The sequence below is a fragment of the Intrasporangium sp. genome, assembly GCF_030452765.1.
GTDB lineage: Bacteria > Actinomycetota > Actinomycetes > Actinomycetales > Dermatophilaceae > Intrasporangium_A.
Window position 1 is genome coordinate 1 of the sequence record NZ_JAKDLO010000090.1, and the last position, 18,108, is coordinate 18,108.

Below are 18,108 nucleotides of genomic sequence, written 5' to 3' on the forward strand. Positions count from 1 at the left end.
TCCATCATGCCGCCGCCCTCTGGTCGGAGCCGGTCCACGGCATGCCACGCGTACTGTCGGCTGCGCCCCACAGTGAGGCGGACCGCCATGGGGCGGGCCCGAGGACGCCGACAGCCGCCATAACGATGGAGGCGACGAGGAGCACCGAGGCCACCACGAGCGCCACCACCGGCCAGCGGTCCACCCGCCTGCCGCGTCCCGGCGCCTCGCCAGCGAGCGTCACGGCCGGCTCTGCCGATCGCCGCGGGACTGCACCAACGCCGTCCGCTGCGCCTGGTACGTCTCGACGTCGATCTCGCCCCGGGCGAAGCGACGATCCAGAATCTCCTCTGGCGTCTCGGTGGCGCTGGGGCCGCCGTGCCCCTGGTGGCGCGTGGGGAGAAGGCGAACCACCGCCCAGATGATCACGCCCAACAGCACGAGCCAGAAGAGGCCCATGAAGAACCATCCCGCAAAGCCCATCCCGGACCCATACCAACCCATCATGTCAATGACCTTCCTTCGTTCACGAGGGGCCGCTTGTGGCCCTCGCCTCACCCACTACCTTGCCGCCCGCATGTGTCGTCTCCTCGGCGGAAACCTCAAGATCATGTGTCGATTCCCCGCCCTGTCATCGCGGTGACCAACTCTGGCGCCTCGACTGTCCGCGAAACCCCCGGACCCGTGGGTCGGTTTTTGGGTCAAACGCGTCGACTCCTGCGCGCTGGCCCGACGCCACCCCACTGACGGCGGCGTTCGTGGGAAAGCACGCGACGATCAGGGGCCGCCCAAGGACGGCGGCCACGCCGGGCCAGCAGCGTCGTCGACTACCGGCGCTGTTTCGCCTGGGGTGCGGACAGGTGCTGACGCGGTCGGTCGGGTCACGTGGGCAACAGAGAACCTTGACCAAACCCATTGCGCATCTCAACCCGGCGACGCGAGGCTCGCTTGAGAGGAGGCCCCCATGGACACGGCCGTCGGGTTAGTACAGGCGTACCTGCACGTCAACGGCTACTTCACCGTGGTGGAGTACCCGGTTCTTGAGGCCGGCCGTGCGGGGCAAGTGCGCACGGTCACGGACCTCGACATCCTGGCCTACCGCTTCGCCGGCGCCGGGCACGATATCGTCACAAGTCGCGGACACCAGCCGCTCACGCGAGCGGCAGTCGCCGTCGACCCCATGCTGGGCTGCGCTTCGGACCGCCCGGACATGATCGTCGGCGAGGTCAAGGAGGGCAGGGCGCGCTTGAACGCGCCCCTTCGCGATCCGGCCGTTCTGGAAGTAGCGCTGACCCGGTTCGGTTGCTGTCCCGCCGATCACGCTTCTGACCTCACGCGTCAGCTGCTGAGTCGTGGTCATGCGATGACCCCGGCCGGGCACGCCATTCGGATGGTCGCGTTCGGCGACTCACCTGCAGAAGTGCGTCAGGGACCGTGGACCACGGTACCGATGCGTCACGTCGTGCAGTACCTCCAGCAGTACCTTCGCGACCATTGGTCGGTCCTGCGGCACGCCCAAGTGCGCGACCCGGCCTTTGCTGTGCTGGCCCTCCTGGAGAAATGGGGCGTTCAGCCGACCGGCCACCGCGCGCCTGATGCGACTGAGGGGTTCTGATGGTCGAGTGTGGGTGTGCTGGACCGCATGATCGCCGCCGAGTGGTCCTGACGGGCGGCCCTGGAGCCGGAAAGACGGCCGTGCTCGAGCTGGTGATGCGCTCCCTGTGCCGCCACGTGAAGGTCCTCCCGGAGGCGGCAGGCATTGTCTTCGGCGGCGGGTTTCCCCGAGCACCCCATGAGACCTACCGGCGGGCCGGTCAACGCGCGATTTTCCACGTCCAACGCGAGCTCGAAGTCACCGGGGACTTCCAGAACCCGGCTATCGTCCTGTGCGACCGGGGCACGCTCGATGGGCTCGCCTACTGGCCCGGCGGTGCGGAGGACTTCTGGCGGGAGACTGGGACGAGTTTGGCGGCGGAACTTGCGCGATATGACGTGGTGCTGCATCTCCGAACGCCGTCGCAGGATCAGGGCTACAACCATCAGAACCCTCTGCGAACCGAGCCTGCTGGACTCGCGGCGAAGATTGATGCCCGCATCCTAGAGGTCTGGCAGGCGCACCCACGCCGCTTCGTCGTCGAAGCAGAGGGCGACTTCCTCGAGAAGGCATCGGTGGCTCTGTCGATCCTGCGCGCCGAACTGCCAGAGTGCTGCTCCGCCCATTTCCCGGTGGACGGTCGGCTACGGGGCCCTGAGGCCGGCCCGTTGCCCCATGAGCGACGCGGCTTGCGCTGAGGGCTACCGTCTTCATCAAACCTTCATCGAATCCTGACGATTCGTGAGCAAGCGTGAGGCAGGTTGGTGCGAGTCCGTCGCCGTCCACGCCAGGAGTCACTCATGCGCTCATCCGTTCGCCGTCTCGTCCTGCTGGGCGCAGCCGTAGGGCTGTCCGGCCTGCTGGCCGCGTGCGGGGGCACGTCCAGCAACACCTCCCCTGGGATGGACGGCCACGGCACGTCGAGCAGCGCGTCGTCGACCTCAGTTGCCGCCGGTCGGGCCGGCGATGTCATGTTCGCCCAGATGATGATTCCGCACCACGAGCAGGCAGTGGAGATGGCCGAGATCGCCCTGGGCAAGACTGACGCCTCCAGTCAGGTCCGTGAGCTGGCGACGGCGATCAAGCAGGCCCAGGACCCCGAGATCCAGACAATGACCGGCTGGTTGGAGAAGTGGGGAGCGGCCACACCGATGGGCGGCATGGATCATGGGGGCACGGGCAGCGGCATGATGAGCGACGCGGACATGGAGGCCCTCGAGCAGGCCGACGGAAAGGCCTTCGACCAGAAGTGGACGTCGATGATGATCGCCCATCACGAGGGGGCCATCGCCATGGCGCGCCAAGTGCTGGCCACCACCGAGGACCCCGACGTGAAGACCCTCGCTGATGCCGTCATCAAGGCCCAGACGGACGAGATCGCCAAGATGAGGGCCATGTCCTGACCTGGCCACCAGGAGGACGCGGATCTTGCTCGCCGGCCTTCGGGATTCCGGCGATCTTGCTCAGCCTCTGATTGTCCGGCGAAGGAGCACCACGACAGCGCCGGCCAGCACCACGATCCACGCGAGGGCAACGGCGAGGATGGGGCCCTCGTCGAAGCTGGCGGTCAGGCCGCCGTCGATGAGCACGCGCATGCCGCCGTACCCCGGCATCCAGAGTGCCCAGTCGGCCGGGTCGCCGCCGAGCATCGGACTCTGTCCCAGGCCGAGGTCGATGAAGGGGAGCAGGAAGGCCATGAAGACCCCGGAGACTCGCCCGAAGATCGGGCCGAGCAGCATGCCGATGAGTCCGTACGTGATGGCGATGACGAGGCTGCCCAGCCCGTAGACGGCCCACTGTTCGGCGGTGAAGACGGTGGCGGTCACCGCGAGCGAGACCACGGTCGCCACGACCGCGGCGAGCATCACCAGGGCGACCCTCGTGGCGACTGCAACGAAGGCGCGTTGTCCCGCGAGGACGAGGCGTCGGTCGGCCGCCCGGGCGTCGAGGACGATGAACACGCCCACGAGCGCGGCCAGCGAGGCGATCGCCTCCGGGGCCATCGTGCCGGGGTGGATCATCGCCGGGTCCATGATGGTCGTGATCTGAACGCCGAGCTCCCGGACGACCACGGGCGAGCTGCCGTGAGGAGTGATGGCCGCGGACAGGAGGATGAAGACGGCAGGGACGGCGGCGAGCAGCAGCCACAGCAGCGGCGTCCGTTTCCAGTCGTTCAGGCCCATCCGCAGCCCGACCCGCAGCTGACCCGCCGGCCGGGTGGGCGCCGCGGCTGGCCTGCGCCCCGGTGTCGCGGCGACGACGAGGTATGCCGCCGCCAGCGCACCCACGATCCACACGCCCGACCACGCCAAGGTGCTCGGACCCCCGTGCCCGGGAGGTTGGTTGACGGTCCACAGTGAGATGAAATGGGTCGGCAGCACCCGCAGCAGCGGCGAGGTAGAGCCGCTCAGGCTGGGGCCGAAGAAGACGTCGAGGATCCAGACGAACAACAGCAGGACGGTCCCGTTGACCGGAGTCGGCACCAGCGCCCCCACCACTGCCCCGATGGCCAGGTACACGATCGCGAACATTGCCGTGCCGGCGATGATCCGGACCGGGTCGGCCAGGCCCTGGCGCGCGGCGAGGGCGATGAGAGCTGCGGCGGTCGCGGCGACAGCGAGCCCCGCCCCGGTGAGCAGGCGGGCGGTGGCCAGCCGAGCTCGGGACAGGCCGGCGAGGACCAGCCGGCGGTCGGTGGCCCGGGAGGAGGCGACCTGGAAGTACATGGCGATGCCCGTCAGGAATGCGGCGGCCCAGCCTGCGGTGACTGTTTCGATGCCCGGTCCCCCGCGTGCGCCGCCCAGGATCTTCGCCGCATCCGCGAGCGTCGGCGCGGCGACGATCACGAAGGTCACCGGCACGAGCACGAGCAGCAGAAGGTTGGTGCCCGTGCGCGCATAGTCGGCGAGGAACCGGCGCTCCAGCAGCGCGGCGGTCACACGGACCACGTCCTGCCGTCACGGAGCTTGACGATGCGGTCGAACCGCTGCTCGTCGGCGACGAAGTGGCTGATGATCAGCACGCTGCGGCCACGGCTGCGTCGCTCCTCCACCAGTCCCCAGAACTTCTGGTAGGTGTCCCAGTCGAAGCCGGCATACGGCTCGTCGAGGAGGAGCACGTCGGGGTCGGGCAGCAGGGCCAGGCCGAGGTTGAGCTTCGCGAGCGTGCCCCCGGAGAGCTGGTCGGCTCGGGTCGAGGCGAACCTCTCGAAGCCGAGCTCGTCGTAGAGCGCCCGCCTGGCCTCGCGTTCCGACGTCGGGCTCATTTGGTAGGCCCCACCGAAGAGCTCGAAGTGCTCGTCGCACGTCAATCTCGGATAGACGACCGGCTGCTGCGGGCAGTAGCCCATCGTGCCGGACAGTTCGACGGTGCCGGAATCCGCGGCCAGGTCACCGACGAGGATGCGCATCAGGGTCGTCTTGCCCGAGCCGTTCTCGCCCACCAGGCCGACAACTTCGCCCCGCGAGAGGGTGAGGTCGGCACCGGTCAGGACGGGAAGACGTCGGCGGCCGACCCAGCGCCAGCGGGTGAAGGATTTCTCCACACCCTGAGCCGCAAGAAGCGACCCCGAAGTGTGGTCCGGTTGGGCGAGTGCCGGACCGATGGAAGCATGGGCAGTGGCGGACATTGTGCTCACCTCGCTGGCATGACCGGTCTGCTGCCTGTCATCTTCCATCCTCCACCGGGATCATGAAGTTCAGCCCGGTCCTTTGGTCAAGATTCCCGATAGCCGGACGCGGGTCACGCAGCGAGTCAAGGGCGGTTCCCTCCGGCCGCCAGCAACGTCAGTGCCCACCGTTTCGGCCGTGCATGCCCATCATCAGCGCCATCATCGCGATGCAGAGGAGCGCAGGCAGCAGCGCGGCGGCGCCTGCGGACGTCGTGGTCATGAGCACGAGGGCGAAGATGACCATCGGCAGACACATCAGCCACATCATCCATCCATGACCCCGCCCGGTGTGACCGGTGTGCAGCGGGGGGTGGCCATCTGGGGTCACATGCAGGTCGTGCTGAGGTCCGCGCATCTCAGGAGGTGTGCTCATCGTTGTCTCCTCTCATCGAAGGACGACTCATCCGTATGTGTTGCCCCGCGCGGGTCGCAACGCCGGGAGGGCTCGACCCAAGCCATCCTCGGAAGCGCCGGAAACGTCAGAGCCGGGTCTGGACTTCCTTCAGCAGGTCAGCGGGAGCGACGAACATCGAGGGGTAGTTGCCGAACCAGCGCTTGACCCCGTCCTTGTCGATGAGGACGAACCCGTGGCCGGGAAGCCCTTCGTGCATACCGGTTCCGAGGGTCCCGTAGGCCTTCGATGTGGAGCCGTCGTCGAGCAGGTAAGGCGTTCGCACCCCGTACTGCTGCAGGTCGGGGACGATCTGCTCGGCGGTGTTCATGACGATCGGCAGCACGGTGATGCCGGAGGCCTGGAAGGCTGCGTCCTTCTCGATCTCGGCCATCTGCGCGGTGCAGGACGCGCAGCCGGCCCCCTCGTTGAAGTAGAGGACCACAGGCTTGCCGCGGTAGTCAGACAGGGACACCGTCGTGCCTGCGGTCGTCTTCAGGCTGAAGCCCGGAGCCGCCGCGGCCGTCGAGCCGCTGGTCGGGACCGCCTTCACCAGGGCGAAGCCGATCAGGCCGAGGACGGCCACGGTGAGCGCAATGGTCACCAGCCGTCGGGTGCGCCTGTGTCGGGCGAGGCGTTCTTGCTCGGCCCGAGCATGGGCCTGATGGGCCTGGTGGGCCTGATGCGCGGCGGTGCGCTTGCTCGTTGTCTTGGCGGTCATCGCTGTGCCCTTCCAGGTGCGTGCGCGTTCGAGTGGTCGGCGTGGCAGTCGGGGGTGCGTGGTGCAGCTTCGGCGGCCGTTTCCTCATCGCCCGGTTCGTATGCCGTCTCGCGAGGCCCGCGGGCAGGCCGGTCGCGCAGGGTGGCCCAGACGAACACGCCGGCCAGGGCGAACAGGCCGAGCCCGAGCAGCGGCTCGGGAACCGGCGCGAGCCAGTCGAGCACACGCGCGCTGAGACCCGTCAGACCGGCCCCGGCGGCATACTGCGCATCCGTTCCGCGCGTCATGTCCGGGGACCCCGCCAACCCGATCACGGCCACACCCATCACGGTGAACGCGACGGCGACGGCGAGGTTCACCGTGTTCGTCCGCAGCGTCCGTGCGCCGATCCGCAGGCGGATGGACTTGGCCCGCAGCCAGCGCCGTTCGCCGAGTCGGGCCTTGTCCCAGATCAGCGCCATGACGAACAGGGGCAGCACCATCCCGAACACGAAGGCCAGGCCAAGCGCCGCCCCCCCGAACGGCGACCCGGAGAGCGCCGACAGAGTCATCACGCCCGCGAGGACCGGTGCGCAGCAGCTCGACGCGATACCGGAGAACACGCCGAGGCTGAAGAACGTTGCGCTGTCCCCCCGGTTCGCGTCCGGCGCCTTGAGGAAGGAGGGCATCGACCACATGCGACCGGACAGGGCAAGGACGCCAATGCCGATCATGAGCAGCCCGCCACCCCAGTAGAGCGGCACGTGGTACTTGGCGATGGCCCCCGCGAGCAAGCTGGCGCCCAAGGTGATCGGCACCAGCACCAGCGCAAGCCCGCCCGCGAAGACGAACGTCAGGGGCAGCAGGCGCCAGCGTTCGTTCTTCGCCGCCGCCGCAAGGTAGCTCGGGGCCATGAAGACGATGCAGCACGGTGCGAACAGGGCCACCCCACCGGCGAAGAAGGCCGCGAGGATGCTGCCGGTCGCGAGGAGCTCGGCGCCCATCAGGACGACACCGACCCACGGGCCCGGGCGGCGAGTACCTGGTCGAGCTTGCGCCTCGGCAGCCGCCCGGAGCTGAAGAACAGTCCATCAACGAGCACCAGAGGGAACATGCCCGGCCGGTGACGTTGCACCAGCTGGCGCCCGAGCGGCGTGTCAGCCGGGACGACGGTGGCCGTCAGCTCATCGGTACGGTGAGCGAGCTCCTCGAGGGCGTCCTCGCACAGGTGGCAGGCCTGGGACGTGACGACCGTGACGTCGACAGGGGCAGGCGGAGCCTTAGAGACCGAAGTGCTGTCCGGACGTGGGCGCAAGGATGCGGAACTCATGGCAGAAGCGTCCAGCTGCAACCCCCGCCGCACGATGAAGGGTCGGTCAAGATTCGATGTTCCCAGTCCGGAGGCTTCATCGGACCTTCACTCGTCCTACCGCGTATGCACAGCCCGCGGCAGCCACACTGGAGCCATCAGCACATAGGGCACCAAGGAGCACAGATGACCAACGTGACCAGCCAGTACGAGCCTGTGCCGGCTCCCGCAGGTGCGGGCTCGACCGCGGTGGACGGCGACCTGGCCGCTCGGCCCAAGCGTGGCCCACGCAGTGTCTGGGCGACCATCCGAGCCGGCATCGGTGCAGCGCTCGGGATCCTGCCCCACGTCATGCACCACATCGGCCTGCTCGCGGGGGCCGCACTGCTCACCGGCGTACTCGGCAACGGCATCCTCTACGTCGTGGGACTGCTCATGAGCATCCCGCTGCTCAGGCGGCTGCGATCGAGGTTCCAGACGATGTGGGCTCCCGCGATCGGGGTCGCGGTCTTCACCACCTTGTTCTCCCTGTCCGCGTTCGTGGTCGGTCCCGCCATCAGCGGAGCAGGCTCGCAGTCGCCGGCCCCCACCCCGACACCTGCCGTGACCACCACGGACGGGCACGACGGCCACCATTGAGTGATGATGGGCGCGACGCACTGGACGCTGTGGGCGCTCCTCGGTCTGGGCACGACCGGCTTCTGGGCGATCGTCGCCTACGCGGCTGGCTCGCTATTCGGTCGCGTTGATCCTGAGGCCCCGCTCGCCACAGGCGCACGTGCCGAGCTCGACGAGCAGCTGGCACGCGGCCAGATCGGCATCGACGAGTACCAGCAGCGACGCCAACACCTCGCAGACGGGCACTGAAACTGTGCGGCGCCCCTCTCTGTCCCCCTGGTCCTCGCAGTGCCAGCCCCGTGGCAGGCGTTTCCCCTCCGGAGCGCTGCTCAGGCCTCGTAGTCCGGCAGCGGGGTCAACGCATTCTGTGATCCGAGCTGGAGCGGATGCGTGGCGCCTTGAGCATTGGCGTACGGGGAACCCCTCGGCCGCCTCCGTCCAGAGCACCACCGGTGCGCACAGCGAGCACCAGTGAGCATCACCATCGCCCTCAGAGCGACGGGAGGAGAAGTCCAGTGAGTTCCCGAGCGGACCGTTACCGCGAGATCGTCGACGTCCTCTCCATACACGGGTTCGGCTATCTGGTGGGCGCGGCCGGTCTGGCGGGCACGTTCCCGTTCCGCCGGGGCCTGCCCGGCCACGAGCGAGGCAGGACCTACTCGCAACCCGAGCATCTTCGCCTCGCGCTCGAACAGCTGGGGCCGACGTTCATCAAGCTCGGGCAGGTGGTCTCGACGCGTCCCGACCTTCTGCCGCAGGACTATGCCGCTGAGCTGGCCTTGCTGCAGGACGCTGCGGCCCCGGTGGCAACGGTCGAGATCATGGCCGCTCTGGCCGAAGAGCTCGGCTCCACCGCACGGCTCTCGGACCTCGAGGCGATTCCACTGGCCAGCGCGTCCATCGGACAGGCCCACGCGGCAACCGTGGACGGAGCGGAGGTGGTGGTCAAGGTCCGTCGTCCTGGCGCGATCGAGTCGGTGACCCGTGACCTCGAGATCATCGCAGACCTCGCGCAGCGGGCGCAGCGGCGCTCCCAGCTCGCGCGGGACTACGACCTCGTCGCGGTGGTGCAGGACTTCGCCCAGACCCTCCGCAACGAATTGGACTACCTGGCCGAGGGCCGCAACGCCGAACGGTTCGCCCGCAACTTCGCCGACGAGACCCGGGTCGTCTTCCCCAAGGTGATCTGGGACCAGACGACCGCCAGGGTCCTGACGCTCGAGCGAATCCGGGGCCTGAAGATCTCCGACCTGCAGGCGCTCGACGCCGCGCACATCGATCGGCACGAGCTCGCCACGCTCGCCGCGAGAACCCTGTGCAAGATGGTCTTCGAGGACGGGTTCTTCCACGCGGACCCCCACCCAGGCAACTTCTTCGTCCTCGACGGCGGACGTTTGGGGATCATCGACTTCGGCATGGTCGACGAGATCGACATCGACCTCCGCCAGCGCCTGGTGGCTTTGCTCGGGGCGGTCATCAGCATGAGCCCGGAACGGGTCGTATCCGCGCTCAGCGCGCTGACGACGACGTCAGCACCTGTCGACCGCTCGACCTTGATGGCGGACGTCGATGCCCTCGTCGGTAGATTCGGCGGTCGGTCGCTCACCGAGCTGCCCGTCGGGGCGTTGATCTCGGACGTCAACACGATCCTGAGACGCCACCACATGCGACTCCCCCAGCACGTGGCGCTGCTCCTGAAGACGCTCATCATGGCCGAGGGCATGGGCGAGCGCCTCGACCCCGACTTCCAGTTCTCGGAGGTCATCGCCCCCTACGCGGAGCAGCTGCTCGCCCGCAACCTTGATCCGCTTGACATCACCCGCCGGCTCGTCGCCCTCTCGGGCACCATCGCCGGGCTCGGTCGGGACGCGCCCCAGTCCCTCCGCAACCTCATGGGTGCTTTCGAGGGCGGCACCCTGCAGGTTCGCCTCGCCGAGGACGACCTGCGTGCCCTAGCAGCCGCGAACCGGCAGCTGGGCGACCGGATCGTCACGGCCCTGGTCGCAGGAGCCGCCCTCGATGCGCTCGGTAGCCTCATTGGCGGCTCGGCTACGCGCCGCGCGACCCGTATCCGACTCCTGGCCATCGGCGCGGTTGCGGCGGGCACCAGCTACCGGGCCCTCGTGGGGCGCCCCACTGCCGACGGGAAGTCACGGAGCGGGCGGCGTGGCCCGTTGGTCGGTCAGCGGTTGTGGCGCCGCCCACCCAGCTCGTAGTGCGGCCACCATGACTTCTGGTTTGGTCCGATGGCCGGTACAGCCGGGGGCGTAGCGAACCCGCCTCCGTCGGCCCCCGTAGGGACGAGGACCAATGGCCCAATTGGGATCTGCTGGACGAAATATCGTCCATCCCTGAAGCGGCCCGGAGTGCCCAGAGACCGCGGTCCTCAAAGCAACGTCAAACGTTGACCAACCTGTCAGAGAAACCACAACCCGTTGGGGCGACCCTTGGGAGGTGACCAGGTCCCGGGCTCGGATCCGGGGCGGCCATCGCCAGCCATGGCCCGCGCCAGTCGGGTCGTCGAAAGGAACCATGATGAGCCTCAGTCAGAGAATCGCCCTGCTGTTCAAGGCAAAGGCAAGCAAGGCCCTGGACCGGGCCGAGGACCCACGCGAGACCCTCGACTACTCGTACCAGCAGCAGCTCGAGATGTTGCAGAAGGTCCGACGCGGCCTCGCAGATGTGGCCACCAGCCGCAAACGGGTGGAGCTTCAGCTCCAGCAGCTGGGCGGTCAGCTGAGCAAGCTGCAGCAGCAGGCCGCGAGCGCGATGACTGCCGGCAGGGAGGACCTGGCCCGGGAGGCGCTCGTACGTCGCTCGGCCACGCAACAGCAGATGGCCGATATGGCCCAGCAGCAGGAGTCCCTGCGAGCCGAGCAGGACAAGCTGACCGCCGCTTCGCAGCGCCTGCAGGCCAAGGTCGAGGCCTTTCGGGTGCAGAAGGAGACGATCAAGGCCCGCTACACCGCCGCGGAGGCACAGTCACGGATCGGTGAGGCGGTCTCGGGCATCAGCGAGGAGATGAGCGATGTCGGCTTGGCGATGCAACGCGCCGAGGACAAGACCGCCCAGCTACAGGCCCGCGCCGGGGCAATCGACGAGCTGTTGGCGTCCGGCGCGTTGGAGGACGCCACAAGCGGGAAGGACGACATCCAGCTTGAGCTCGAACGGGTCGCCTCAGCGTCCGATGTGGAGGCGCAGCTTGCTTCGCTCCGGCGGGGCCTGCATGCACCCCCCGAAGCTGGTGCGCTCCCGGCCGCTTCCGCGCCGGCAGCGATCGGCAACGCATCCGCGACAAGCCCTGACCGGACCTCGGAGGAGCAGTCATGATCATTCGCATACTGGGTGAGGGCCAGCGCGAGCTGGCCGACCGGCACGAGCCAGAGCTCAACGGCCTCGACGACGCTTTGGCCGCGGCGGTTACCGCCGGCGACGAAGCGGCATACCAGCAAACCCTGACCGCGCTGCTCGAGCGGGTCCGCGCCCTTGGCAGCCCGCTACCCGACGACGCCCTGACCGCCTCCGACGCGATCCTGCCCGGCGAGGGAAGCAGCCTCGCCGAGGTCCGAGCCCTGCTCGGCGAGCAGGGCCTGATCCCGGGCTGAGACCATGCGCACGAGGTTCCAGCCGGACCGGGGACTGGCAGGCCGGATGGTGCTCACCACGTTCCTTCTCGGTCTGCTCTATGTCGCCTTCACGGTCGCCCTCTTCGCTCTGCTGAAGAGCGCGGTCCTGGCAGTCGTCATCGCCGCCGCGTTGTTGTTCGCCCAGTACTGGTTCTCCGACCGGATAGCCCTCTACGCGATGCACGGCAGGATCGTGACGCCCGAAGAGGCTCCGCAGCTGCACGGTGCGATCGACCGGCTGTGCGCCCTTGCCGACATGCCGAAGCCGGCGGTCGCCGTGGCCGACGTCGACCTTCCGAACGCCTTCGCCACGGGCCGAAGCCCCAGCAAGGCGGTCGTGTGCGTGACGACCGGCATCCTGCGCCGGCTCGATGGCGAGGAGCTCGAGGGGGTGCTGGCCCACGAGCTGTCGCACGTCGCGCATCGGGACGTCGCCGTCATGACGATCGCGTCCTTCCTCGGGGTCCTAGCCGGACTGATCACCCGCTTCGGCCTGTTCGCCGGCTACTCCGGGGCGCTGGGTGGCGGGCGCCGCACCGATGACGACGGGGACAACCTGGCCCTCGTCGTGATGGCCGTGGTCGCGGTCTCGGCGGTGGTCTACGGGGTGTCGTTCCTGCTGACCCGGGCCCTGTCCCGGTACCGCGAGCTGGCCGCCGACCGAGCGGGTGCCCTGCTGACTGGGCAGCCGTCGGCCTTGGCATCGGCGCTGACGAAGATCACCGGCGAGATCGCCACGATCCCGCGCCGAGACCTTCGGGAAGCGCAGGCGTTCAACGCGTTCTTCTTCGCACCTGCCCTGGCCCCCGGAGCCAGCCTGTCCTCCCTGTTCGCCACCCATCCACCCCTCGAACAGCGGCTGACCCAACTGGCCGGGATCTCCCGGCAGCTCGGGAAGGAGGGATGAACCGTGGGATTCCTCGACACCCTGCTGGGCCGCAGCAAACCGGTCCCACCCAACCTTGACCAGCTCTTCGCCCTTCCCTCCGCCGCCGTCACATTGCAGGCAGCGACCAGGTTCCGGCCAACCGGGACGGGCGCGGTGTGCTTCAAGGCCGCCGAAGGAGGCGCATTCACCGGCCTCACCGAGCACATCGAAGCCCTGCTCGTCCTCGACGAGGGCAGGTTCACCTCAACCACCGACCGGTTCGGGTATTCGTGGCTGAGGCGCCCCGGTGATCCCGATAACCTCGAGGGACTGGTCACCGACCTGCACGCGGTCAACACCAGCCTGGTCGAAGCGGGCTACGGGGCGGCGCTGCTGTGCACCGTCGTCGCCTTCGCCGACGACCACCGACCGCTGGGCTTGATCTACCTCTACAAACGGGGCACCTGGTACCCCTACGCCCCCGCCCCCGGGGAGCACCGAGACAGCGCCCTGGAGCTGCAGGTCAAGGCAGTCGTCCAGGACGACCTGCGCATGGAGCAGGACCTGAGCCGCTGGTTCCCGGTCTACGACGCCCCCGGACTATGACCCGGGTTGCCGCAGGCCTTCCCTGCGCGCAACCTCTGCACCAGCCCCCTTCTGTCGGGGTCCCCCACCAAGCCGGCGGACGGCCGGTTCTGACCCACTGTCCGAACTCGACGAGAAAGCTGGCGCTCGCGCAGAGCAGCATCCACGAGCAAGACAGGCCACCCAGACACCGCGCAGAGCGGCATGCAAGAGGGGCCGATGGTCCCAGCCCTGCTCAATGCCGCTCGAGGGGGGCCCTTCGACGGCCTGCCTCCGGCCAGACTTCCGAAGCTGATGGGCACTTCGGTCGGCTGAATTGGTCGGTTGAGCTGAGCAAGCGGTGGCGCCTTCGGGTGGGAGGCACCGAGGCGCTCGAAGCACGCGAGGTGGTGCGTGCGTGGCGTTCCCCCTCACCCGGCGGCGGCACTGGTGCGTCGGCTGGCCGCTGACTTCGCCGAATCCGACCCAGTCGTACGGAGGCGGACAGTTCCCAGATCGCGAGAGTCGTCAACAGGATCCGCTCCGGGATCCCGGGTGCGGCGTCGCGAGCCACCGCGACCGCGAACCAGGTCAGGGTGAGCGCGGCGAGACCAGCCGTCTGCCAAGTAGGGCGCCGCCAGCCCGGCCATCCCGTGGAGGACTTGAAGGCGCTGCCGAGAAGGACGAGCGCGAGGACCTCGATCGGGAACGCGCCCGTGACCGCGGCACGGTGGATCGTTCCCGCCACGGAAGGTGCTCCTGGCGGGTCCGTCGGGAAGGTCGCCGCCACGAGGACCCCCGCGGCGGCGACTCCCAACAGGGCGCTCCCCGTCCCACCGGAGCGGGAGGGCACGAGGGTGAGCACCAGCCCCGTGGCCAGAGCCAGGTTTCCCACTCCGTGGGCGTACAGTGCGACGGTGAACCACGCGCCGTACGGCCCGTTGGCGTAGTCGCTGACGTAGTCCGAGGCGATGCCCACGTCCGGTCGGAGGACGTGGAGTGCGGCGAGCGTGGTCAGAAACACGACCGCGCCCGACGCGCCGAGGACGCCGGCGGCTCCGACCAGGGACGCTCGGCCCCACGAACCCGGTCTCCCGGGTTCAGTCGCGCTCACGTGACCCTCCCGCTACGACTTGGTTCCCTGCGAGCGGCGGGTCCTCCCAGCGCGGTCGCGGCGGCATGCCGCTGAGCGCGCGAAGCGGCTCAGTCCGCGGTCGCACGGCGAGTGTCTGGTGGACCTGGACCCGGCCGGCATCGAACGCCAACGCGCAGGCGGCGAGGTACAGCCGCCAGATGCGGGCCCGGGTCAGTCCGACCTCCGCGACCGCGGCGTCCCAGTCGACTTCCAGGTTCGCGGTCCAGGCCCGCAGGGTCAGGGCGTAGTGCTCGCGGAGGCTCTCCACGTGGCGCACCTCCAGACCCTGCCGGTGCATCGCGGAGACGACGCCGCCCAGCTCGTGCAGCTCGCCGTCGGGGAAGATGTAGCGGTTGATGAAGGTGGGCTGCGCTCGTCGGGTCCGCGCGCGCGGCGTGCTGATGCCGTGGTTGAGCAGCCGTCCACCGGGTCGCAGCAGGGTGTGCAGCCGCTCGAAGTAGGTGGCCAGCTGGGCCAGGCCGACGTGTTCGAACATCCCGATGGAGCTGATCGCGTCGTACGGCCCGTCGTCGATGTCACGGTAGTCCTGCAGGCGCACCTCAACGCGGTGGGACAGCCGGGCGAGCCCAGTCGGCCTGGGCGGCCGAGATGGTGACGCCCACGGCGCTGACCCCGTGCAGGCGGGCCGCGTGCAGCAGCATGCCGCCCCACCCGCAGCCCACGTCGAGCAGGCGCATCCCCGCTTCCAGCCCCAGCTTGCGGCAGACCAGCTCGTGCTTGGCGGCTGGGCCTGTTCGAGGGTCGTGTCCTCGCCGGGCCAGACCGCGCACGAGTACGTCATGGCCGGCCCGAGGAGCAGCCGGTAGAACTCGTTGGAGATGTCGTAGTGGTGCGAGATGGCCGCAGCGTCCCGCTCGCGGCGATGCTGCCGACCACGGAGCCGCACCTCCTCCGGCGGCGGCGGGAGCGGACGCAGCCCGCGCAGGCCCCCCAGCCGCAGGACCGCCAGGCGCTCGCGGGCGCCGATGTGCAGGTCCGGGAACCGTTCGACCAGCGTCAGCGCGGTAAACTGGTCGCCCTTGACATCGAGGTTGCCGGCCACGTACGCACGGGCTGCGCCGAGCTCGCCGGGAGCGGTGAGCAGCCGGCGAAGCGCATCTGGCGACCGGATCTCGATACCGGCCGCGGCCTCGCCGGCACCGGCGACACTGCCGTCGTACGCGCTGATCGTGACCGGCAGGTCGCCGCCGAGCAAGGAAGCGACGAAACCGGCCAGGCCCGCCCGAGGGGCTGACTGTGGTCCGGGCCGCGAGCCGGACGGACCTGGCACATCCTCCGGGCTGACGCTGACGATCACGGCCTCAGTTCCTTCCTTCGGGAACTTCGGCTGCCCCGATCCGGGCGGGCGCCTCAGCAAGGTCATGGCCCGGCTGGAGCAGCCCGGGATCGGCGAGCTCCCAGTAGGCACGTTGGGCCGGCCCGGTGAGCGGGGACTTCCCGAACAGCCAAGCGAACATCGGAAGCACCCGCTGGGGACTGCGGAGCAGCATGGCCTGCATCCCCTCAAGAAGCCGGTACTGGTGGCGCCGTGCGCGGACCTCCCGCCGGTACTGCTCGCGCACCTGCTCAAGGGTGAGGACGCCGTCCAGCGCCTGCCGGGCCAGGCGTCCGGCGATCTGGCCGAAGACCAGTGCCGGCCGGATTCCCTCAGCGGTGAGCGGAAGGCACTGTCCGGCCGCGTCGCCGACGAGAAGTACTGGGCCTGCAACCGGGTCACGCAGCCGGGACGGGATGAGCCCCCCGTGCACCTTCGGAGGGGGGGTGCTGTCCGGGAAGGCTTCCTTGTCGAGAAAGTCATCGAGCGGGGCCTTCAAACCGCCGCGACCGCGGTAGCAGGCAATGCCGACCCTGCTGGACGTGCCGGCGGGGAACTGCCACGTCACGCCGCAGGGCATCTGGCTGGGCCGGACCCAAAAGTGCAGCCCGTCACCCACAACGGGTGCCCGAAGCTCGATCCCGAGGCCGAGCGCGTCCGCCGGGACAAGGTCGGGCCGGGCCGCCCCACCGAGGGCCGAGCGCCAGCCCGACGCGTCGATCAGCAGGCGAGCGCGGAGGGGGCCCAGGGTCGTGCTCACTTCACCGTCTCCCATGCCGGTCACTGAGGCCTGCACGAAAGTGGCGTCGGTGCGGCCGAACAGGAGCTGGCAGAGGGCGCGATAGTCGAAGGTAGCGAACGGATAGCGGGTCCCGACGCGTCGGGACCGTCCTCCCTCGAAGTGCAGCACGATCTCCTCGTGCACCTGCTCCAGCGCCTCCAGCGCCTCCAGACGCTCCAGCACGCCCAGCAGCGTTCCACAGGCGGACGTCTCACCCGCCCCGATCGGTTCGCGGTCGATGACCAGCACCCGCCCCGCACCGGCGAGCTCCATCGCGGCGGCCAGACCGCCAAAGCTCCCCCCAACCACGATGGCATCCCAGTCAACGTGCATCGTTCGCCCCTCCCGTCGTCCTTGCGGGGCTGCTGCCGCGCCGAGCGGTGTCATAGCGCGAGTGCGGCGAACCATTGGTCTTGGACTCCTCGTGCCTCATGTCCTCGAAGGTGGAAGTCGCCGCGCGGCCAAGGCACTGCGACGGAGCCGGCGAATGAACTACTAGTGCGCGAGGGCCCCTTGGGCGATGACCTGTATACGCTTTCGGGCGCTTTCGCCGGCAACCACAGCCAACACCGCCGCTCGCGGCACCGCTTGTTGCTCGCTCATGTAGGTGCTCCGCTCGGGATCCATGCGTCCGTCTGCTCCGTGCTCATGGTGCGTCCTGCTGGCCCAGCAGGCTGCTGAGGCACCAAACGCGATCGTCCGACCTGAAGTGCCTACGAGCTTCAAGTCCGCTCCGGGTGTCCCGGCTTGGAATTGGGCTATCGTCCCCGCCCGTGGTGGTCGCCCGAGCCGCCCATCATCAGCGCCATCGCCAAGGTGCAGACCAGGGCGACGATGAGTACGCCGGCGTTGGCCGTGCCCGATGCCACGAGTGCCACGGCAAGCACGATCATCGGGATGCAGCAGGCGATCATCATCCAGCGGTGCGAACCGCGGTGCCCGCCGGTGAGCGGCTCTGTCCGGCCGCCGTCCTCGGGTGCCGGATGCGGGTCATGCGCGGACCCGTCGGGTCGGGGGGCCCTCGCGGGCGGGACCCGCCCGGTGTCGTCCATCACGACCTCCGGTCGGCTTGGACGGTCCGCCGCGCCAGCCACGCATACAGCGGGCAGTGCCCCGTCATGCCGGTGACGACCAGGTCCGCACCCGCGAGGATGAGTAGGACCTCCAACACCGCTACGATCCCCGGGGGGGAGCCAGCAAGCAGCAGGACCCCGCCGATGATGCCCACCAGGCCGAGGCTGATTCGCGCCCCGCGTTCGACTGGTCTGATGTTTACACTCCATCGAGGTGACATCGTGCACTCCATGTTCCTGGCTCGGCACCTGGCCGATCCATCGTCGCGGTCGCTGTGGCGGACTGCTGCCACTCTCATCGTGTGCGTCGGAGGTGTTCAAACCGCTGTCGGATCCGTGAAGGTTGGCTGAAGAATCTCCGCCTGGACCTCAACCCCCTTGCCCCCGCCGGGCACGGGTGTCACGGTGGCTTAGTGGTCAGGATCGTAAGTTCGTCGGGGGTCAGGTCCAGGCGGTGGGGTCGC

The 18,108-nt window shown here is 69.0% G+C and carries 21 protein-coding genes and 2 pseudogenes; 10 read left to right on the forward strand and 13 right to left on the reverse strand.

The window, feature by feature from the left end; genetic code table 11:
- Window positions 1-219 precede the first annotated feature (219 nt).
- On the reverse strand, window positions 220-486 hold the full coding sequence (locus tag L0H79_RS12440; RefSeq protein WP_301484934.1) for an SHOCT domain-containing protein: 267 nt from the start codon (window positions 484-486) through the stop codon (window positions 220-222).
- Between the two features lie 457 nt (window positions 487-943).
- Here L0H79_RS12440 and L0H79_RS12445 point away from each other — a divergent pair, with 457 nt between their 5' ends.
- From L0H79_RS12445 to L0H79_RS12455, 3 genes are all read left to right on the forward strand, one after another.
- Window positions 944-1,594: a hypothetical protein gene (locus tag L0H79_RS12445; protein WP_301484935.1), complete on the forward strand. Its 651-nt coding sequence runs from the start codon at window positions 944-946 to the stop codon at window positions 1,592-1,594.
- Window positions 1,594-2,271 carry an ATP-binding protein gene (locus tag L0H79_RS12450; RefSeq protein WP_301484936.1) on the forward strand — a complete coding sequence of 226 codons (678 nt, stop codon included), beginning with the start codon at window positions 1,594-1,596 and terminating at the stop codon, window positions 2,269-2,271. Before L0H79_RS12445 ends, L0H79_RS12450 begins: the two co-directional genes overlap by 1 nt.
- 102 nt (window positions 2,272-2,373) lie before the next feature.
- Window positions 2,374-2,976, forward strand: a complete 603-nt coding sequence (locus L0H79_RS12455) for a DUF305 domain-containing protein (RefSeq protein WP_301484937.1) — start codon at window positions 2,374-2,376, stop codon at window positions 2,974-2,976.
- A gap of 60 nt (window positions 2,977-3,036) precedes the next feature.
- On the opposite strand, the gene L0H79_RS12460 is transcribed toward L0H79_RS12455, so the two are convergent.
- The 6 genes from L0H79_RS12460 to L0H79_RS12485 form a co-directional block, all read right to left on the reverse strand.
- The gene (locus L0H79_RS12460; protein WP_301484938.1) at window positions 3,037-4,512 is read right to left on the reverse strand and encodes an ABC transporter permease; all 1,476 of its coding nucleotides are present in this window, start codon (window positions 4,510-4,512) and stop codon (window positions 3,037-3,039) included.
- Complete coding sequence (locus tag L0H79_RS12465) at window positions 4,509-5,117, reverse strand: ATP-binding cassette domain-containing protein (protein WP_301484939.1); 609 nt, start codon at window positions 5,115-5,117, stop codon at window positions 4,509-4,511. Before L0H79_RS12465 ends, L0H79_RS12460 begins: the two co-directional genes overlap by 4 nt.
- 241 nt (window positions 5,118-5,358) lie before the next feature.
- A complete protein-coding gene (locus tag L0H79_RS12470; protein WP_301484940.1) occupies window positions 5,359-5,616 on the reverse strand; it encodes a hypothetical protein in 258 nt (85 codons plus the stop codon).
- A gap of 106 nt (window positions 5,617-5,722) precedes the next feature.
- Window positions 5,723-6,355: a peroxiredoxin gene (locus tag L0H79_RS12475; protein ID WP_301484941.1), complete on the reverse strand. Its 633-nt coding sequence runs from the start codon at window positions 6,353-6,355 to the stop codon at window positions 5,723-5,725.
- The gene (locus L0H79_RS12480; RefSeq protein ID WP_301484942.1) at window positions 6,352-7,338 is read right to left on the reverse strand and encodes a cytochrome c biogenesis CcdA family protein; all 987 of its coding nucleotides are present in this window, start codon (window positions 7,336-7,338) and stop codon (window positions 6,352-6,354) included. Before L0H79_RS12480 ends, L0H79_RS12475 begins: the two co-directional genes overlap by 4 nt.
- Window positions 7,338-7,664, reverse strand: a complete 327-nt coding sequence (locus L0H79_RS12485) for a glutaredoxin (protein WP_301484943.1) — start codon at window positions 7,662-7,664, stop codon at window positions 7,338-7,340. The genes L0H79_RS12480 and L0H79_RS12485 overlap by 1 nt, the downstream gene beginning before the upstream one ends.
- A 165-nt stretch (window positions 7,665-7,829) precedes the next feature.
- Between L0H79_RS12485 and L0H79_RS12490 the strand changes: the two genes are divergently transcribed.
- From L0H79_RS12490 to L0H79_RS12520, 7 genes are all read left to right on the forward strand, one after another.
- Window positions 7,830-8,282, forward strand: coding sequence for a hypothetical protein (locus L0H79_RS12490; protein WP_301484944.1), 453 nt, complete (start codon window positions 7,830-7,832; stop codon window positions 8,280-8,282).
- 3 nt (window positions 8,283-8,285) lie between these two features.
- A complete protein-coding gene (locus L0H79_RS12495) occupies window positions 8,286-8,510 on the forward strand; it encodes an SHOCT domain-containing protein (protein WP_301484945.1) in 225 nt (74 codons plus the stop codon).
- Between the two features lie 266 nt (window positions 8,511-8,776).
- On the forward strand, window positions 8,777-10,477 hold the full coding sequence (locus L0H79_RS12500) for an AarF/ABC1/UbiB kinase family protein (protein ID WP_301484946.1): 1,701 nt from the start codon (window positions 8,777-8,779) through the stop codon (window positions 10,475-10,477).
- A 319-nt stretch (window positions 10,478-10,796) separates the two neighbouring features.
- Window positions 10,797-11,591 (forward strand): PspA/IM30 family protein, encoded by a 795-nt coding sequence (locus L0H79_RS12505; RefSeq protein WP_301484947.1) that lies wholly within the window; start codon window positions 10,797-10,799, stop codon window positions 11,589-11,591.
- Window positions 11,588-11,866: a hypothetical protein gene (locus tag L0H79_RS12510; protein ID WP_301484948.1), complete on the forward strand. Its 279-nt coding sequence runs from the start codon at window positions 11,588-11,590 to the stop codon at window positions 11,864-11,866. The genes L0H79_RS12505 and L0H79_RS12510 overlap by 4 nt, the downstream gene beginning before the upstream one ends.
- A 4-nt stretch (window positions 11,867-11,870) precedes the next feature.
- Window positions 11,871-12,794: a zinc metalloprotease HtpX gene (htpX, locus tag L0H79_RS12515; protein WP_301484949.1), complete on the forward strand. Its 924-nt coding sequence runs from the start codon at window positions 11,871-11,873 to the stop codon at window positions 12,792-12,794.
- Window positions 12,795-12,797: 3 nt separating this feature from the next.
- Entirely contained in the window at window positions 12,798-13,361 is a 564-nt protein-coding gene (locus tag L0H79_RS12520; protein WP_301484950.1) for a hypothetical protein, read from the forward strand.
- A 214-nt stretch (window positions 13,362-13,575) separates the two neighbouring features.
- Here the strand turns inward: L0H79_RS12520 and L0H79_RS12525 are convergent, their stop codons facing one another.
- The 6 genes and pseudogenes from L0H79_RS12525 to L0H79_RS12550 form a co-directional block, all read right to left on the reverse strand.
- Complete coding sequence (locus L0H79_RS12525) at window positions 13,576-14,433, reverse strand: DUF998 domain-containing protein (RefSeq protein ID WP_301484951.1); 858 nt, start codon at window positions 14,431-14,433, stop codon at window positions 13,576-13,578.
- A pseudogene (locus L0H79_RS12530) lies at window positions 14,420-15,152 on the reverse strand (class I SAM-dependent methyltransferase). Before L0H79_RS12530 ends, L0H79_RS12525 begins: the two are co-directional and overlap by 14 nt.
- A 59-nt stretch (window positions 15,153-15,211) precedes the next feature.
- Window positions 15,212-15,838 (reverse strand): annotated as a pseudogene (locus L0H79_RS12535) (class I SAM-dependent methyltransferase); the annotation flags it as partial.
- Window positions 15,777-16,904 carry an NAD(P)/FAD-dependent oxidoreductase gene (locus L0H79_RS12540; RefSeq protein WP_301484952.1) on the reverse strand — a complete coding sequence of 376 codons (1,128 nt, stop codon included), beginning with the start codon at window positions 16,902-16,904 and terminating at the stop codon, window positions 15,777-15,779. The gene L0H79_RS12540 and the pseudogene L0H79_RS12535, both read right to left, overlap by 62 nt.
- A gap of 425 nt (window positions 16,905-17,329) precedes the next feature.
- Entirely contained in the window at window positions 17,330-17,623 is a 294-nt protein-coding gene (locus L0H79_RS12545) for a hypothetical protein (RefSeq protein ID WP_301484953.1), read from the reverse strand.
- Window positions 17,623-17,943, reverse strand: a complete 321-nt coding sequence (locus L0H79_RS12550; protein WP_367652467.1) for a DUF2892 domain-containing protein — start codon at window positions 17,941-17,943, stop codon at window positions 17,623-17,625. The genes L0H79_RS12545 and L0H79_RS12550 overlap by 1 nt, the downstream gene beginning before the upstream one ends.
- Window positions 17,944-18,108 lie beyond the last annotated feature (165 nt).

What these genes read in the sequence shown, in the direction of transcription:
- L0H79_RS12545 (WP_301484953.1), bottom strand. Translation starts at nt 17,623, where the DNA reads ATGGACGACACCGGGCGGGTCCCGCCCGCGAGGGCCCCCCGACCCGAC.
- L0H79_RS12445 (WP_301484935.1), top strand. Translation starts at nt 944, where the DNA reads ATGGACACGGCCGTCGGGTTAGTACAGGCGTACCTGCACGTCAACGGC.
- L0H79_RS12480 (WP_301484942.1), bottom strand. Translation starts at nt 7,338, where the DNA reads ATGGGCGCCGAGCTCCTCGCGACCGGCAGCATCCTCGCGGCCTTCTTC.
- L0H79_RS12485 (WP_301484943.1), bottom strand. Translation starts at nt 7,664, where the DNA reads ATGAGTTCCGCATCCTTGCGCCCACGTCCGGACAGCACTTCGGTCTCT.
- L0H79_RS12510 (WP_301484948.1), top strand. Translation starts at nt 11,588, where the DNA reads ATGATCATTCGCATACTGGGTGAGGGCCAGCGCGAGCTGGCCGACCGG.
- L0H79_RS12490 (WP_301484944.1), top strand. Translation starts at nt 7,830, where the DNA reads ATGACCAACGTGACCAGCCAGTACGAGCCTGTGCCGGCTCCCGCAGGT.
- L0H79_RS12495 (WP_301484945.1), top strand. Translation starts at nt 8,286, where the DNA reads ATGATGGGCGCGACGCACTGGACGCTGTGGGCGCTCCTCGGTCTGGGC.
- htpX (WP_301484949.1), top strand. Translation starts at nt 11,871, where the DNA reads ATGCGCACGAGGTTCCAGCCGGACCGGGGACTGGCAGGCCGGATGGTG.
- L0H79_RS12505 (WP_301484947.1), top strand. Translation starts at nt 10,797, where the DNA reads ATGAGCCTCAGTCAGAGAATCGCCCTGCTGTTCAAGGCAAAGGCAAGC.
- L0H79_RS12550 (WP_367652467.1), bottom strand. Translation starts at nt 17,943, where the DNA reads ATGAGAGTGGCAGCAGTCCGCCACAGCGACCGCGACGATGGATCGGCC.
- L0H79_RS12470 (WP_301484940.1), bottom strand. Translation starts at nt 5,616, where the DNA reads ATGAGCACACCTCCTGAGATGCGCGGACCTCAGCACGACCTGCATGTG.
- L0H79_RS12450 (WP_301484936.1), top strand. Translation starts at nt 1,594, where the DNA reads ATGGTCGAGTGTGGGTGTGCTGGACCGCATGATCGCCGCCGAGTGGTC.
- L0H79_RS12475 (WP_301484941.1), bottom strand. Translation starts at nt 6,355, where the DNA reads ATGACCGCCAAGACAACGAGCAAGCGCACCGCCGCGCATCAGGCCCAC.
- L0H79_RS12540 (WP_301484952.1), bottom strand. Translation starts at nt 16,904, where the DNA reads ATGCACGTTGACTGGGATGCCATCGTGGTTGGGGGGAGCTTTGGCGGT.
- L0H79_RS12455 (WP_301484937.1), top strand. Translation starts at nt 2,374, where the DNA reads ATGCGCTCATCCGTTCGCCGTCTCGTCCTGCTGGGCGCAGCCGTAGGG.
- L0H79_RS12440 (WP_301484934.1), bottom strand. Translation starts at nt 486, where the DNA reads ATGATGGGTTGGTATGGGTCCGGGATGGGCTTTGCGGGATGGTTCTTC.